Here is a 14250-nt window from a genome sequence, read left to right as displayed (position 1 = left end):
ACGCCGCCCGGCCCGACAGCGGTGCGGCGGCCCGGATCAGCGGTGGGTGGCCGACCGTCGCCCCGGTCAGCGCCCGGAGTGGTCCCGGAAGCCCCGGCCGGACCGGTGACCCAGGTAACCGGCGGTGACCAGGTGTTCCAGCAGCGGCGCGGGGGCGAGGCCCGGCTCGCGCTGCTCCCGGTACACCGCCCGCTGGCCCGCCAGCGCCACGTCCAGGCCGATCGCGTCGAGCACCTCGAACGGGCCCGTCGGGTAACCACAGCCGAGCTTCATCGCGTGGTCGATGTCGTCGACGGAGGCGTAGCCCGCCTCCAGCATCCGCACCGCGTCGTTCAGGTAGGGCAGGAGCAGCGCGTCGACCACGAAGCCGGCCCGGTCGCCACAGACCACCGTGGTCCGGCCGAGCGCGGCGCAGACCGCCGTGGCGGTGGCGGTGGCCTCCGCCGAGGTACGGATGGTGCGTACCACCTCGACGAGCGGTCGCCTCGCCGCCGGGTCGGGGAAGTGCAGGCCGAGCACGTCGGCCGGACGCTGGGTGGCCATCGCCACCTCGATCACCGGCAGCGACGAGGTGGTGGTGGCGAGCAGCACGCCCGGCTTGCAGACCTCGTCGAGGCGGGCGAACAGGGCCTGTTTGACGCTCGACTCCTCGGCCACCGCCTCGACCACCAGGTCGACGTCGGCGAGCTGTTCCAGGGTGGCCGACCAGGTGATCCGGGCCAGGGTCGCCTCGTGGTCGGCCGCGTCGAGCGCGCCCCGGGCCACGTCCTCGTCGAGCGCGGTCCGGACCGCGTCGGAGATCCCGGCCGACGAGCCGGTGTCGCCGTCCACCGAGAGCACCGGGTAGCCGGCCCGGGCGAAGACCTCGACGAGGCCGGCCGCCAGCGCCCCAGCCCCGACCACGCCGACCGTGGTCACCGGCGCGCTGTCGGGCACCGTCCGCGTCGGGGCCGGCGTCTGCCCGTCGGGTACGACCTTCGCAGAGCCCGGTTTGTCATAGGTGTAGAAGCCGCGTCCGGACTTGCGCCCGAGCAACCCGGCGGTGACCATCTGCCTGATCAGCGGTGTCGGGGCATGCCGCCGGTCCCGCCCGCCGTGCCGGTACATGGTGTTGAGGATCTCGTACGCGGTGTCCAGGCCGATCAGGTCCAGCAGGGCGAGCGGGCCCATCGGCAGGCCGCAACCGAGCTTCATCGCGAGGTCGATGTCCTCCCGGGTGGCGTACCGGGCCTCGACCATGCCGACCGCCTGGTTGAGGTAGCCGAACAGCAGGGCGTTGGCGATGAAGCCGGCCCGGTCGCTGATCGTGACGTCGACCTTGCCGAGCCGGGCGCAGAGCGCCTCGACGTCGTCGACCACGTCGGCGGCGGTGACCACCGTACGAACCACCTCGACCAGCTTCATCACCGGCGCCGGATTGAAGAAGTGCAGGCCGACGACCTGTTGGGGCCGGTCGGTGGCGACCGCGATGTCGGTAACGCTCAGCGAGGAGGTGTTGGTGGCCAGGATGGTGTCGGGCCGGCAGATCCGGTCCAGCTCGGCGAAGAGCCGTCGCTTCAGGTCGAGGTGTTCGGGCACCGCCTCGACCACCAGGTCCACCGCGCGCAGCGCCTCCAGCCCGACCTGGAAGTCGACCCGGGAGTGCAGGGCGTCCCGGTCGGTCTCGGCCAGCTTGCCCTTGGCCACCGCCCGGTCGGTCGACCGCGCGAGGGTGGCCCGCCCCCGCGCCAGGGCCGGCTCGGAGACCTCCACCGCGACCACGTCGACACCGTTGCGGGCGAACACCTCGACGATGCCGGCACCCATGGTGCCCAGACCGACCACGCCCACCCTGGTGAACTCCCGCGCCACGACCGGCCTCCCCTGGTTGACTCCGCCGCCGCCGACACGGACGGACGCTGCGCACATGAACGAACGCTAAGGTTATCCGTCGGAGTGTGCCACGCGGCGGTGCGCCGTCGCGACGCCCTGGGAGATTTCCCGCACCCGGCCGGGGCCGCCCCGCCGCACCGGTCGGGCCGCGTCGTCGAACCCATCGGGGCCGCGTCGTCGAACCCATCGGGCCGCGCCGCCGCATTGGTCAGTGCCGTCGCACCAGCCAGGGCCGCGCCGCCGAACCGGTCAGGGCCGTCGCACCAGTCCGGGCCGCCGCACCAGCCAGGGCCGCACCGTCGCACCGGCCGGGGTAGCGCTATCGAACCCGAGGCGGCAACCGGTCAGGCCGGCCCGGCGGCGGAAGCCCGGCGGTCGACCGTGTCACCGCGGTCAGGTGTCGACGCCACGTACCGCCGCGACGGGGCGACCGGCCACGGCGTCGGCCGGGCCGGGGGCACGCGGCGGCAGCGGCAGCGTGGGCCGGTGGTCCCGACGGCCGCCGATGCCCCCGGTGAAGCTCAGGCCGACCGGGTCGGTGGTGGCCAGCCCGGGGTCGAAGTAGCGCAGCTCGGTACGGCCCAGCCGGATCACGTCGCCGTCGGTGAGCGGCTCGGCGTCGGTGATCCGCCGGTCGTTGAGCCAGGTGCCATTGGTCGACCCCAGGTCGACCAGGACCACCCCGTCCCCGGTCAGCCGCACCTCGGCGTGCCGCCGGCTCAGGTGCGCGTCCGCCACCGGGATGTCGACGTCCGGCGCCCGGCCGATCACCTGCGGTCGGGGCCGGACGCGGAAACTCGCCCCCCGCATCGGCCCGCCGGCAACCGTCAACAGCGGCATCAGTTCCGGATGATCCTGCATGGACAGTCAGCTCCCCATCCGCCGTCGCCTCGCGCCCAGCCTGCCAGCTCCGCGTGACCAGCTCACCACCCGCCCGGCCACCTCCGCGACCCCTGGCGGACATCGACCGTCCACCGAACAGGCGGCGGCGGAAGCAATAGACGAGCAGCACTCACAACTACCAGCCGGTAGCTTCCGGGTCTAGACTTCCGCCATGACGGCTGTACAGGTCCCGGGTGCCCCGGTAATCAGCGATGGTCAGTTGATTTCGACCAGCCCGGCCACCGGCGCGGAAGCCGGCAGGCTGCCGGTCGCCACCGCCGAGGAGGTGCAGCGCGCGGTCGACCGCGCCCGCACGGCCGGGCAGTGGTGGGCCGGGCTCGGCTTCGACGGCCGCCGGACGCGCCTGCTACGCTGGCGGGCCCTGCTCGCCCAGCGGATCGAGGAACTGGCCGAACTGCTCCACGTCGAGGGCGGCAAACCGGTCGGTGACGCGGTCGTCGAGATCCTCACCGCCATCGAGCACATCGACTGGGCGGCCCGCAACGCCCGCCGGGTGCTGGGGCCGCGCCGGGTCCGGTCCCGGTTGATCCTGGCCGAGTTCTCCGGCCACCTGGAATACCAGCCGCACGGCGTGGTCGGGGTGATCGGCCCGTGGAACTACCCGGTCTTCACCCCGGTCGGCTCCGCCGCGTACGCGCTGGCCGCCGGCAACGCGGTGGTCCTCAAGCCCAGCGAGTACACCCCGGTGGCCGGGCAGTGGCTGGTCGACGCGTTCGCCGAGGTGGTGCCGGAGCAGCCGGTGTTCACGGCGGTGCACGGCCTGGGCGACGTCGGCGCGGCACTGTGCCGCTCGGGCGTCGACAAGGTGGCCTTCACCGGCTCCACGGCGACCGCCCGTGCGGTGATGGCGGCCTGCGCCGAGTCGCTGACCCCGGTGCTGCTGGAGGCCGGTGGCAAGGACGCAATGATCGTGGACGCCGACGCCGACCTGGACGCCGCCGCCGACGCCTGCGTCTGGGGCGCGCTCACCAACGCCGGCCAGACCTGCATCGGCATCGAACGGGTCTACGCGGTGGCACCGGTCTACGACGAGTTCGTCGCCCGGGTGGTCGCCCGCGCCGAACGGCTGACCGTCGGCGCGGACTCCGCCGACCTCGGCCCGATCACCATGCCGAGCCAGCTCGACGTGATCCGCCGGCACATCGACGAGGCCATCGCCGCCGGGGGGCGGGCGGTGCTGGGTGGCCCCGCCGCCGTCCAGCCGCCGTACGTGCATCCGACGGTGCTGGTGGACGTCCCCGAGTCCGCCTCGGCCATCCGCGAGGAGACGTTCGGCCCGACCGTGACCATCAGCCGGGTCGCCGACGCCGACGAGGCCGTACGCCGGGCCAACGCCCTGCCGTACGGGCTGGGGGGTTCGGTGTTCGGTCGGCGCGACGCGGTGGCGATCGCCCGGCGGCTGCGGTCGGGGATGGCGTCGGTCAACTCGGCGCTCACCTTCGCCGGGATGTCCACGCTGCCGTTCGGCGGGGTGGGCGACTCGGGCTTCGGCCGGATCCACGGCGAGGACGGGCTGCGCGAGTTCGGGCGGGCCAAGTCGGTCACCCGACGGCGGGCCCGGTCGTTGCTGCCCTCGATGACCTTCGAGCGGACCCCGACCGACGTGGCCCGCCTCGTCAAGGTCGCCAAGGCGCTCTACGGCCGCCGCTGACCGACCGCACGGGCGGTGCCGGGCCGCACAGCGCAACACCAGCCGCACAGGCGGTGCCGGGCCGCACAAAGCAGGCCGCACAGCGCGACGCCGGCCGCACGGGCGGTGCCGGACCGCGCGGGGTGCGTCGGTGCTGGCCGCCGGGCCGCGTGCCCGGCGGGGCGGTGGTGCCCGCAGCGCGCCGACGCCTGCGGTCAGAACAGGGTCAGCTCGTCGCGCACGATGCCCCGCAGCCGGTCGTAGTCGACGACCACGCAGCGGATGCCCCGGTCGGTGGCGAGGACCCGGGCCTGCGGTTTGATCTCCTGAGCGGCGAAGACACCGGCCACCGGGGCGAGCAGCGGGTCCCGGTTCATCAGTTCGAGGTAGCGGGTGAGCTGCTCGACGCCGTCGATGTCGCCACGCCGCTTCACCTCGACGGCGACCGCGCCGGAGTTGGCGTCCCGGCAGAGCAGGTCGACCGGGCCGATCGCGGTCATGTACTCCCGCCGGACCAGGGTGAAGCCCTCCCCCAGCGTCTCCGGGTTGGCGGCCAGCAACTCCTGCAGGTGCGCCTCGACGCCGTCCTTGCGCAGCCCCGGGTCGACGCCCAGCTCGTAGGAGGTGTCCTGGAAAATCTCCGCCAGGGTGATCCGCAACTCCTCGCCGGCCTTGTTGACCACCCGCCACACGCCGGGGGCCTCCTCCAACCGACAGGGTGGGCTCATCCAGTTCAACGGCTTGTACGCCCGGTCGTCGGCGTGGATCGACACCGACCCGTCCGCCTTGACCATGAGCAGGCGGGTGGCCAGCGGCAGATGCGCCGAGAGCCGTCCGACGTAGTCCACCGAGCACTTCGCAATCACCAGACGCACCCGACGAGGGTAGCCGAGGACCGGCCGGTCACCGTCGCGCGGCACTGGCGTGCCGGTGCGATGCTGAGATGGTGCTCGAAGTCCTCACCGGTACCGGTCTCGCCGCCTCGGCGGGCCTCAACGCCTACATCCCCCTGCTCACCATGGGTCTGCTCGCCCGCTACACCAGCCTGATCGACCTGCCCAGCGGCTGGCAGTGGCTGGGCAACGGGTGGGTACTGGCGATCCTCGCCGCACTGCTCGCGGTCGAGGTCGTCGCCGACAAGGTGCCCGTGGTCGACCACGTCAACGACGTCGTGCAGACGGTGGTCCGGCCCACCGCCGGCGGGCTCGCCTTCGGCGCCGGTTCGGGCTCCGAGACGGTGACGGTCAGCGACCCGGGCGGGTTCTTCTCGTCCCACCAGTGGGTGCCGGTGGCCGCCGGGGTCGCCATCGCGCTCGGCGTACACCTGTTCAAAGCGGCGGCAAGGCCGGTGGTCAACGCGACCACGGCGGGCTTCGGCGCACCGGTGGCCAGCACCGCCGAAGACGCGACCAGCGTGCTGATGTCCCTGGTGGCGATCATCCTGCCGGTGCTGGTGCTGGCCTTCCTGCTGGGCATGGTGGCGTTCGTGGTCTGGTTCCTGCGGCGACGCCGGGAACGCCGCCGGGACCGCGAGGCGGCCCGCGCCGCCGGCTACCGGGTCTGACCCGCCGCCGCACACGCCGATGGCCGGCACCCCGCGTGGGGTGCCGGCCATCGTGTCGTACGCGGGTCAGCTGTTCCAGTGCTGGGCGACGAGGTCGGCGGCCTGCTGCTCCCACTGGGCGTAGTGGTCGGGGTACGCCGACACCTGCACCGTCTGGGCGGCCTTGGTCAGGGGCATGTCCTGCCAGCCGTCGACCTGCTTGAGGCCCTTGAGGAACGCCAGGGTGGCGTACTCGGGGTCGGTGATCTGCTCGACGGTGCCCCAGCCGCTGGACGGGCGCTGCTGGAACAGGCCCTGCGAGTCGTGGTCGTTGCGGTCGCCGAGGTGGCCCAGGTTCTCCAGCTTCGACTCCTGCAGGCTGGTCGCGATGGACACGACCGCGGCCCGCTCGTCCATGCCGGCCTTCTTCGTCGCCGCGATGATCGCCTTGACGTTGCCGGTCTGCTCGTCGCCCAGGTCGATGCGGGACTGCTCGCCCTGCACACCGTTCGGGATCAGCTTGGCCTTGTCCACGGCCGGCTTGTCGGCCTGCACCACGGCCACGGTGTGGTCGGTGGCGGTCGACTCGGCAGTGCCGTGGTTCAGCGGGCCGGCGGCCAGACCACCGGCGACGGCCAGACCGGCGATACCGAGAACACTCTTACGCAGAATGGTGGTCTTCATGGGGGATGCTCCTTCGAGGGGGTCGACGCCACCCGACCGGTCGGGGGACCGGAACACCGGCAGAACCGGTGGAGGGGGCGTAAGCACCACGACGAGGCGCTCATGAGGGAGAAGTCGTCGGTCTCCGGCGGGCCCTGCCGCCCACACCGGAACCAGATGTAACGACCGGGGGCCCCGCATCATTCCGGGGCGCCCACCCCCTTCCGGGCTGGCCGGGCGGGGTGCTGCTGCGGTCGTACAGAGGGTGTAACGACCGCTGGCCGGCCAGCATTCCGCCGCGGGGGTGCCGCCGGTCACGGGACACCCCCGCCCGGTCGCCCCCACACCGGACACCGGTGACGCCCCGACCGCACCGAACCGAACCGGACATCCAGACCAGATGCAACGCCCACAACCGGCCGACCGCACACCCGCCCACCCGGCCCCACCCACCCCGACCCACCCAGCCGGCCCCCGCCGGCCCCGCCCCGCCGAGCCGCCCCGCCGAGCCGCCCCGCCGGCCCCGCCCCGGTGATCAAGAGGTTTGCGTCATCGAGAGCGCTCTCCCTGCCGCAATTCTCTTGATCACCGGGCAAAAGGGCGGGGCGGAAGGGCGAGGCGGGCAGGACGGGCGGGGGCGTCGGGGTGAGGGGAGGGGGCCACGGGATGGGCTTCCTACGGGGGGATCAGTGGTGGAACGGCTCGCGCCTGCCGGAACGATGCCTATCATTTGTGGCATATCTACCGAAAGTGAGGTTGTCATGACCGCAGCGCTGGAAATGCCCCGGGTTCAGGAGTGCGCGGCCTCGTCCTGCGCCTACAACCACACCAACGACTGCCACGCGTTCGCCATCACCATCGGCAGCACCGACCATGCCCACTGCCACACCTTCGTGGAGCTGCCGGTACGTGGCGGCCTCGACCGGCTGATCGCCCAGGTCGGCGCGTGCAGCCGGGCCGACTGCCAGCACAACGCCGAGCTGGAGTGCCGCGCCCCGGCGATCACCGTCGGCCCCGACAACGACCTGGCCGACTGCATGACCTACCAGCGCCGCTGACCGGCCGCCATCGGGGCCGGGGCCACACGCCCCGGCCCCGGCCCCGGCCCCGGTCCAGGTCCAGGTCCAGGTCCCGGCACCGGCACCGGCACCGGCACCGGCACCGGCGACCATGCCCGGCACCGCCGAATCGCCCGGCACCGCCGAATCGCCCGGCACCGCCGGATATCCCTCGCACCGCCGGATATCCCTCGCACCGCCGGACATCCCCTGGCCCGGCCGGCCACGCCCTGGCCGGCCACGCCCCCGGCCGGGCAGCACCCCACCGGCCCGCACCCGGCGCGAGCGGGCCGCCTTGATGTGCCCCGACCGGCACCGGAGACCCCGGACCGCCGCGCCGGGCGGCCTGGTCGCACACTGGACGCCATGGAAGACGAGCTCGCGATCTCCGTACGGGGACTGCGCAAGGCGTACGGCGACAACGTCGCGGTGGCGGGGGTGGACCTCGACGTCCGCCGGGGCGAGGTGTTCGCCCTGCTCGGCCCCAACGGCGCGGGCAAGACGACCACGGTGGAGATCCTGGAGGGCTACCGGCAGCGCGACGCCGGTGAGGTGAGCGTGCTCGGCAGCGATCCCGGGCTCGTCCTCGGGTCGAGACCGCGGGGATCGCGGGGATCGTCGCGCACGCCCCGACGCGGGGCGGCCGACTGGCGTTCCCGGGTCGGCATCGTGCTCCAGGGCACCGGCGAGTTCGACGAGCTGACCGTGGCCGAGGTGGTGCGGCACTTCTCCGGCTTCTATCCCGAGGCGGACGACCCGGACAGGGTCGTCGAGCGGGTGGGGCTGGGTGCCAAGGCCAACGCCCGCACGCACACCCTCTCCGGCGGGCAGAAGCGACGGCTCGACGTGGCGCTGGGCATCATCGGCCGCCCCGAGCTGCTCTTCCTCGACGAACCCACCACAGGTTTCGACCCGGAGGCGCGACGCGAGTTCTGGGAACTGATCCGGGACCTCGCCGCCGCCGGCACCACCATCGTGCTCACCACCCACTACCTGGACGAGGCCGAGTCGCTCGCCGACCGGGTCGGGGTGATCGCCGCCGGCCGGGTGATCGAGGTGGCCCCGCCGAACCTGCTCGGCAACCGCCAGGACGCCCTGGCGACGGTCTCCTGGCGTACGCCGGACGGGACGCCGGAGACGGCGCAGAGCGCGACGCCGACGGCGCTGGTGGCGGAGCTGGCCGCGCGTTTCGGTGGCGAGGTGCCCGGCCTGACCGTGACCCGGCCGACCCTGGAAGACGTCTATCTGAGCATGATCGGACACTGATGACGACCACCACCAGGCCGGGGAACCCGGTCGCCGCCGGCAGTCGACGGCTCGGGCCGGGCGCACTCGCCCTGCGCCAGGGCCGGTTGGAGATCACCCAGTTCCTGCGCAGCCGGGAGTCCGTCGTGTTCACGATGGGCTTCCCGATCATCATGATCCTGATCTTCGCGTCGATCTTCGACGGGACGATCGGCGGCGGGGTGAAGTTCACCCAGTACTTCATCACCGGCATGATCGCGACCGGCCTGATGACGGTGAGCTTCCAGAACCTCGGCATCTGGATCCCGATCGAACGGGACCGGGGCGTGCTCAAGCGCTACCGCGGCACCCCGATGCCCAAGTGGGTCTGGTTCGCCGGCAAAGTGATCATGGTGGTGGCGATCGGCGTCGCCGAGACCGCGCTGCTGCTGGCCGTCGCCGTGGCGCTGTTCGACCTCGACCTGCCGGCCACCGCCGCCAAGTGGTTCACCTTCGGCTGGGTCGCCGTGCTCGGGGTGACCGCCTGCACCCTGTGCGGCATCGCCATCTCGTCGCTGGCCCGCACCGCACGCAGCGGCTCCGCCGTGGTAACCCCGGTCTCCCTGGTGCTCCAGTTCATCTCCGGGGTGTTCTTCGTCTTCACCGACCTGCCCACCTGGATGCAGCAGGTGGCCGCGCTCTTCCCGCTGAAGTGGATGTGCCAGGGCCTGCGCGCGGTGTTCCTGCCGGAGAGCTTCGGCGCCCAGGAACCCGGCGGTTCCTTCGAGCTGGGCCGGGTCGCCCTGGTCCTCGCCCTATGGTGTGTGATCGGCCTGGTCCTCTGCCTGACCACCTTCCGCTGGACCACCAAGCGCGACGGCTGATCCGCCACCCCGGCCCGGCGTGATCGACGCGGTTGTGCCGATACTGCGGTGTCCGTCGAGGGGAGACCGCAGTATCGGCGACCGTGCGTCCCGGGATCAGTAGGAGTAGAAGCCCTGGCCGGTCTTGCGGCCCAGGTCCCCGGCGGTGGCCATCCGCTGGAGCAGCTCCGGCGGGAAGAACTTCTCGTCGGCGGTATCGGTGTAGATGTTCTTCGTGGCGTTCAGCAGGACGTCCACGCCGGTCAGGTCGACCGTGGCCAGCGGGCCCATGGCGTGACCGAAGCCCAGCTTGCAGGCGGTGTCCAGGTCCTCGGCCGACATCACCCCGGACTCGACCAGCTTGACCGCCTCCATGGCCAGCGCGCAGATCAGCCGGGTGGTGACGAAACCGGCGATGTCCCGGTTGACCACCACCACCGTCTTGCCGATCTCCTCGGCGAACGCCTTCGCCGTGGCGAGCGTCGCATCGCTGGTCTTGTAGCCACGGACCAGCTCGCAGAGCTTCATCATCGGCACCGGGGAGAAGAAGTGGGTGCCCACCACCGACTCCGGCCGCTCGGTGGCCGTGGCGATCTGGGTCACCGGAATGGCCGAGGTGTTGGTCGCGAGCACCGCGTCGGACTTGCAGATCTTGTCCAACGCACGGAACACCTCGTGCTTGATTTCGATCTTCTCGAAGACCGCCTCCACCACGATGTCCGCGTCGGCCGCCGCCTCCAGCTCGGTGGTCGGGGTGATCCGGGCCAGGGTCGCCTCGACCTCGGACGGGTCGATCTTGCCCTTCTCGGCGAACTTCGCCAGCGACTTCCGGATGCCGTCCAGCCCTCGGGTGGTGGCCGCGTCGTCCACGTCCCGCAGGGTCACCTGCCACCCGGCCTGCGCCGCCACCTGGGCGATGCCGGAACCCATCAGCCCGGCTCCGACGACCGCGAGTCGACCCGCCATCTGCTTCTCCCTCGCTGCGATTGAGTGTCTGCCAGCACCCTAGTCGGCGAGCCTGAACGACCGCTAAGCCCCCGACCCGGGCCGGGCGAGCTCGGGCGGCAGGTCAGCGCGGGTCAGGTCAGCGCGGGTCAGATGGCGCAGGGTCAGGTGGCGCGGGGTCAGGTGGCGCGGGGTCAGGTGGCGCGGGGTCAGGTGGCGCGGGGTCAGATGGTCAGCTCCGGGGCCTCCGGGGCGGTGCCGCGTTCCACCTTCACGCCGAGCGCCCGCAGGTCGGCCACGAAGTCCGGATAGCCCCGGTCCACGTGGTGCACGTGCGAGACCTCGGTGACGCCGTCCGCGCAGAGCCCGGCGATGATCAGCCCGGCACCGGCCCGGATGTCGGTGGCGCGTACGGGGGCACCGGAGAGCCGGTCCCGACCCCGTACCACCGCGTGGTGGCCGTCGGTCTTGATGTCGGCGCCGAGCCGGGTCATCTCGTTGGCGAACATGAACCGGCCGTCGAAGATGTTCTCGGTGATCAGCGACGCCCCGTCGCTGACCGCCGCCAGCCCGATCGCCATCGGCAGCAGATCGGTGGCGAAACCTGGGTAGGGCAGGGTGACCACGTCGACGGCGGTGGGCCGGTCGTCGGCGCGTACCCGGAAGGCGTCGCCCCGGGTCTCCACCAGCGCGCCGGCCGACACCAACTTGTCCAGCGCGACCTCCAGACAGGCCGGGTCGATCCCGGTGACCGTCACGTCCCCCCGGGTCATCGCCGCACCGAACGCCCAGGTGCCAGCCACGATCCGGTCCCCCACCGTGGCGTGGCGCACCGGGTGCAGCGCAGGCACCCCGGCGATACGCAGGGTGGAGCTGCCGCAGCCGGAGATCCGGGCGCCCATCCGGTTGAGCATGGTGCAGAGGTCGACGATCTCCGGCTCCCGGGCCGCGTTGTCGATCACGGTGACGCCCCGGGCCAGTACCGCCGCCATCACCAGGTTCTCGGTGGCCCCCACGCTGGGGAAGTCCAGCATGATCTCGGCACCCCGCAGGCCGTCCGGGGCGGCGGCGATGACGAAACCGTGCTCACCGGAGACGTCCGCACCCATCCGGGCCAGGCCGGCGATGTGCATGTCCAGGCCCCGGGAACCGATCGCGTCCCCGCCCGGATGCGCCACCCGCACGTACCCCCGGCGGGCCAGCAACGGGCCCAGCACGCAGATCGACGCCCGCAGCCGCCGTACCAGGTCGTAGTCGGCGTCCGCACCGGGCTGTTCGGGTACGTCGATGACGACCGACCGGGACCGGGCCTGCCCGCCGTGGCCGACCATCGGGTCCACCGGGTCGTCCGCCTCGAACCGCACCAGGCAGCCGAGCCGGCGCAGCACCTCGCCCATGATGGCGATGTCGGTGATCCGGGGGACGTTCGTGATGACCGTCCGTCCCGGTGCCAGCAGCGCCGCCGCCATCAGCTTCAACGCCGAGTTCTTCGCCCCGACGACGTGCACCGTGCCGGCCAGCCGGGCGTCCCCGCCGACCCGGATCACCTCGACGTCGTCGACCGCCGGGTCACCGGCGTCACCCGGCCCCACCCCCGCCGGCCACCCGGTCGGGGCCGGCCGGGCCGGGATCGTCAGGTCCGGTATCCGTAGGCTGTGCGTCATGGCCGTCCACCTCACGCGCATCTACACCAAGGCCGGCGACGCCGGCATGACCAGGCTGAGCAACAACGAGCAGGTGCCGAAGACCGATCCCCGGATCGCCGCGTACGCGGATGTCGACGAGTGCAACGCCGCGCTCGGCGTGGCGCTCGCCCTGGGGCAGCTCGACGACGGGCTGCGGGCCGTGCTGGAGTCGATCCAGAACGATTTGTTCGACGTCGGCGCCGACCTGGCCACCCCCGTCGAGCCGGACCCGGCGTACCCGCCGCTGCGGGTCACCGAGGAGTACGTCGAACGCCTCGAAGGCTGGTGCGACGAGTACAACGGGCGACTGGGCAAGCTCGACTCCTTCATCCTCCCCGGCGGCACCGCAGGCGCGGCACTGCTGCACGTGGCACGGACGATCGCCCGGCGCGCCGAACGGACGGCCTGGGCCCTGGTCGCCCACGATCCGGATCGCACCAGCTCCCTTCCGGCAAAGTATCTCAACCGCCTCTCCGACCTGCTGTTCATCCTGTCAAGAACGGCCAATCCGGGCGGCGATGTGCTATGGGTGCCGGGCGGCAAGCGCTGAGCACGGGCGGGCTGCACCACGTCGAGGTCTGGGTGCCCGACCTGGCCGCCGCGCAGCGGAGCTGGGGCTGGCTGCTCGGTGCGCTCGGCTGGACGCCGTACCAGGACTGGCCGGCCGGTCGGTCCTGGCGGCACGGCCCGACGTACCTGGTCATGGAGGAGTCCCCGGCGCTGTCGGGGCGGATCCACGACCGGCTCGCCCCGGGCCTCAACCACCTGGCGTTCCACGCCGGTCCGCCGGACAGGGTGGACCGGCTGGTGGCTGCCGCACCGGCCCACGGCTGGACGCTGCTCTTCGCCGACCGTCACCCGCACGCCGGTGGCCCGGACAGCTACGCCGGCTACCTCACCGACGAGCAGGGGTACGAGGTCGAGCTGGTCGCCGCCACGCAACCGTAGGACCACCGGTCAGGCGGCGGGCATCGACGGTCCCGGCGGTGCACAGCCCCCCGGTCCCGGCGCACCTGGCCGGGCGCGATCCCGATGGCCGGCCCGGGTCAGGCGGCGGGCCAGTCCTGGGACGCCATACGTGGCGAGGCCGCCCCGGGCGGGGCGGCCTCGAGCCAGGAGGAGAATCCGGTCACCGTGGAGCGGGCCATGGCGATCTCGACCGGCGCGTGTTGACTGGTACAGCGCAGGATCACCCAGTCGGACGGCATGGAGAGCCGTTCCTGCCCCTCGGGGAGACGCCGTCGTTCCACCACCAGCTCCTTGCGGGAGAGCACCCGCTTGGGCCGGAGGGCGAAGCTGAACATCCGGTACCACCGCAGTTGGTCGCCGACGAAGCGGGCGAAGCCCGGGGACCAGCCCCGACCGTCCAACACGGTGGTGACCCGGACGCTCAACCGGATGATGCCGCCGCTACGGGTGACCAGTGCCCGCCGCACGAAGAGGATCAGGACCGCGACCAGGATCACCGCGATGCCGATTGCGATCCCTTCGACGATCTCCATCGGCGGGTGGGCTCAGCGGGCCGGAGTGGCCGGGGTGGCGCTCTCGGCGAGCACTGTCACGCTCTCCGCGCCGACCGACAGGAATCCGCCGGTGATGTCGTAGGCGACCTGCTGGCCGCCGGCCTGCTTGATCCGGATCTGGCTGGGCTCGGCGAGCTGGCCGAGCAGCGGCGCGTGCCCCGGCAGCACACCCAGCTCGCCCTCGGTCGTGCGGGCGACGACCATCTCGGCCTCGCCGGACCAGACCTTCTCCTCGACGGCTACGAGGTCGACGTGAAGCTGCTGTGCCACGCTGTCTCCTTGCTGCGGCGGCGGATTGTCGAAAGTCTAGTCGGAGCATGGTGACCTACCCAACGCGGGTG

15 protein-coding genes are annotated in these 14250 nt (G+C 72.4%); 7 read left to right on the top strand and 8 right to left on the bottom strand.

Annotation, left to right across the window (positions count from 1 at the left end; genetic code table 11):
* Positions 1 to 66: 66 nt before the first annotated feature.
* Both AB0B63_RS06085 and AB0B63_RS06080 read right to left on the bottom strand, forming a co-directional pair.
* Positions 67 to 1851, bottom strand: coding sequence for a 3-hydroxybutyryl-CoA dehydrogenase (locus AB0B63_RS06085; RefSeq protein WP_357015170.1), 1785 nt, complete (start codon positions 1849 to 1851; stop codon positions 67 to 69).
* A 414-nt stretch (positions 1852 to 2265) separates the two neighbouring features.
* On the bottom strand, positions 2266 to 2733 hold the full coding sequence (locus AB0B63_RS06080) for an FHA domain-containing protein (RefSeq protein WP_357014977.1): 468 nt from the start codon (positions 2731 to 2733) through the stop codon (positions 2266 to 2268).
* Positions 2734 to 2926: 193 nt separating this feature from the next.
* On the opposite strand from AB0B63_RS06080, the gene AB0B63_RS06075 reads away from it, so the two are divergent.
* A complete protein-coding gene (locus AB0B63_RS06075) occupies positions 2927 to 4426 on the top strand; it encodes an aldehyde dehydrogenase family protein (protein WP_208568422.1) in 1500 nt (499 codons plus the stop codon).
* Positions 4427 to 4620: 194 nt separating this feature from the next.
* Here AB0B63_RS06075 and nucS read toward each other — a convergent pair whose 3' ends face one another.
* Positions 4621 to 5280, bottom strand: a complete 660-nt coding sequence (gene nucS, locus AB0B63_RS06070; protein WP_208568421.1) for an endonuclease NucS — start codon at positions 5278 to 5280, stop codon at positions 4621 to 4623.
* Between the two features lie 71 nt (positions 5281 to 5351).
* Between nucS and AB0B63_RS06065 the strand changes: the two genes are divergently transcribed.
* On the top strand, positions 5352 to 5969 hold the full coding sequence (locus AB0B63_RS06065) for a DUF4126 domain-containing protein (protein ID WP_208568503.1): 618 nt from the start codon (positions 5352 to 5354) through the stop codon (positions 5967 to 5969).
* Between the two features lie 66 nt (positions 5970 to 6035).
* Here AB0B63_RS06065 and AB0B63_RS06060 read toward each other — a convergent pair whose 3' ends face one another.
* Complete coding sequence (locus tag AB0B63_RS06060) at positions 6036 to 6632, bottom strand: hypothetical protein (protein ID WP_357014974.1); 597 nt, start codon at positions 6630 to 6632, stop codon at positions 6036 to 6038.
* Positions 6633 to 7372: 740 nt separating this feature from the next.
* Between AB0B63_RS06060 and AB0B63_RS06055 the strand changes: the two genes are divergently transcribed.
* The 3 genes from AB0B63_RS06055 to AB0B63_RS06045 all read left to right on the top strand — a co-directional run bounded on the left by AB0B63_RS06055 (position 7373) and on the right by AB0B63_RS06045 (position 9777).
* Positions 7373 to 7669, top strand: coding sequence for a DUF1540 domain-containing protein (locus tag AB0B63_RS06055; RefSeq protein WP_208568419.1), 297 nt, complete (start codon positions 7373 to 7375; stop codon positions 7667 to 7669).
* 366 nt (positions 7670 to 8035) lie between these two features.
* The gene (locus tag AB0B63_RS06050; RefSeq protein ID WP_208568418.1) at positions 8036 to 8935 is read left to right on the top strand and encodes an ABC transporter ATP-binding protein; all 900 of its coding nucleotides are present in this window, start codon (positions 8036 to 8038) and stop codon (positions 8933 to 8935) included.
* Entirely contained in the window at positions 8935 to 9777 is an 843-nt protein-coding gene (locus AB0B63_RS06045) for an ABC transporter permease (protein WP_208568417.1), read from the top strand. The genes AB0B63_RS06050 and AB0B63_RS06045 overlap by 1 nt, the downstream gene beginning before the upstream one ends.
* Positions 9778 to 9873: 96 nt before the next feature.
* On the opposite strand, the gene AB0B63_RS06040 is transcribed toward AB0B63_RS06045, so the two are convergent.
* Together AB0B63_RS06040 and murA are read right to left on the bottom strand one after the other, a co-directional pair.
* Positions 9874 to 10722 carry a 3-hydroxyacyl-CoA dehydrogenase family protein gene (locus AB0B63_RS06040; RefSeq protein WP_208568416.1) on the bottom strand — a complete coding sequence of 283 codons (849 nt, stop codon included), beginning with the start codon at positions 10720 to 10722 and terminating at the stop codon, positions 9874 to 9876.
* A 203-nt stretch (positions 10723 to 10925) separates the two neighbouring features.
* Positions 10926 to 12365, bottom strand: coding sequence for a UDP-N-acetylglucosamine 1-carboxyvinyltransferase (murA, locus tag AB0B63_RS06035; RefSeq protein ID WP_208568415.1), 1440 nt, complete (start codon positions 12363 to 12365; stop codon positions 10926 to 10928).
* Between murA and AB0B63_RS06030 the strand changes: the two genes are divergently transcribed.
* Together AB0B63_RS06030 and AB0B63_RS06025 are read left to right on the top strand one after the other, a co-directional pair.
* On the top strand, positions 12364 to 12936 hold the full coding sequence (locus tag AB0B63_RS06030; RefSeq protein ID WP_208568414.1) for a cob(I)yrinic acid a,c-diamide adenosyltransferase: 573 nt from the start codon (positions 12364 to 12366) through the stop codon (positions 12934 to 12936). The genes murA and AB0B63_RS06030 overlap by 2 nt on opposite strands.
* Positions 12912 to 13334, top strand: a complete 423-nt coding sequence (locus AB0B63_RS06025; RefSeq protein ID WP_357014968.1) for a VOC family protein — start codon at positions 12912 to 12914, stop codon at positions 13332 to 13334. Before AB0B63_RS06030 ends, AB0B63_RS06025 begins: the two co-directional genes overlap by 25 nt.
* A gap of 98 nt (positions 13335 to 13432) precedes the next feature.
* Here the strand turns inward: AB0B63_RS06025 and AB0B63_RS06020 are convergent, their stop codons facing one another.
* Together AB0B63_RS06020 and AB0B63_RS06015 are read right to left on the bottom strand one after the other, a co-directional pair.
* Positions 13433 to 13888: a DUF2550 domain-containing protein gene (locus AB0B63_RS06020; protein WP_208568412.1), complete on the bottom strand. Its 456-nt coding sequence runs from the start codon at positions 13886 to 13888 to the stop codon at positions 13433 to 13435.
* 12 nt (positions 13889 to 13900) lie between these two features.
* Positions 13901 to 14179 (bottom strand): F0F1 ATP synthase subunit epsilon, encoded by a 279-nt coding sequence (locus AB0B63_RS06015; RefSeq protein WP_208568411.1) that lies wholly within the window; start codon positions 14177 to 14179, stop codon positions 13901 to 13903.
* Between the last annotated feature and the right edge of the window lie 71 nt (positions 14180 to 14250).

Origin of the sequence: Micromonospora sp. NPDC049081 (assembly GCF_040648835.1) — a bacterium.
Classification (GTDB): Bacteria; Actinomycetota; Actinomycetes; order Mycobacteriales; family Micromonosporaceae; genus Micromonospora; species Micromonospora antibiotica.
This window is presented reverse-complemented; position numbering and strand designations above follow the sequence as displayed.

Coding starts and splice junctions, on each gene's coding strand:
- AB0B63_RS06080 (WP_357014977.1), bottom strand. CDS start 2,733: ATGCAGGATCATCCGGAACTGATGCCGCTGTTGACGGTTGCCGGCGGG.
- AB0B63_RS06075 (WP_208568422.1), top strand. CDS start 2,927: ATGACGGCTGTACAGGTCCCGGGTGCCCCGGTAATCAGCGATGGTCAG.
- AB0B63_RS06060 (WP_357014974.1), bottom strand. CDS start 6,632: ATGAAGACCACCATTCTGCGTAAGAGTGTTCTCGGTATCGCCGGTCTG.
- AB0B63_RS06055 (WP_208568419.1), top strand. CDS start 7,373: ATGACCGCAGCGCTGGAAATGCCCCGGGTTCAGGAGTGCGCGGCCTCG.
- AB0B63_RS06050 (WP_208568418.1), top strand. CDS start 8,036: ATGGAAGACGAGCTCGCGATCTCCGTACGGGGACTGCGCAAGGCGTAC.
- AB0B63_RS06045 (WP_208568417.1), top strand. CDS start 8,935: ATGACGACCACCACCAGGCCGGGGAACCCGGTCGCCGCCGGCAGTCGA.
- AB0B63_RS06040 (WP_208568416.1), bottom strand. CDS start 10,722: ATGGCGGGTCGACTCGCGGTCGTCGGAGCCGGGCTGATGGGTTCCGGC.
- AB0B63_RS06030 (WP_208568414.1), top strand. CDS start 12,364: ATGGCCGTCCACCTCACGCGCATCTACACCAAGGCCGGCGACGCCGGC.
- murA (WP_208568415.1), bottom strand. CDS start 12,365: ATGACGCACAGCCTACGGATACCGGACCTGACGATCCCGGCCCGGCCG.
- AB0B63_RS06025 (WP_357014968.1), top strand. CDS start 12,912: ATGGGTGCCGGGCGGCAAGCGCTGAGCACGGGCGGGCTGCACCACGTC.
- AB0B63_RS06020 (WP_208568412.1), bottom strand. CDS start 13,888: ATGGAGATCGTCGAAGGGATCGCAATCGGCATCGCGGTGATCCTGGTC.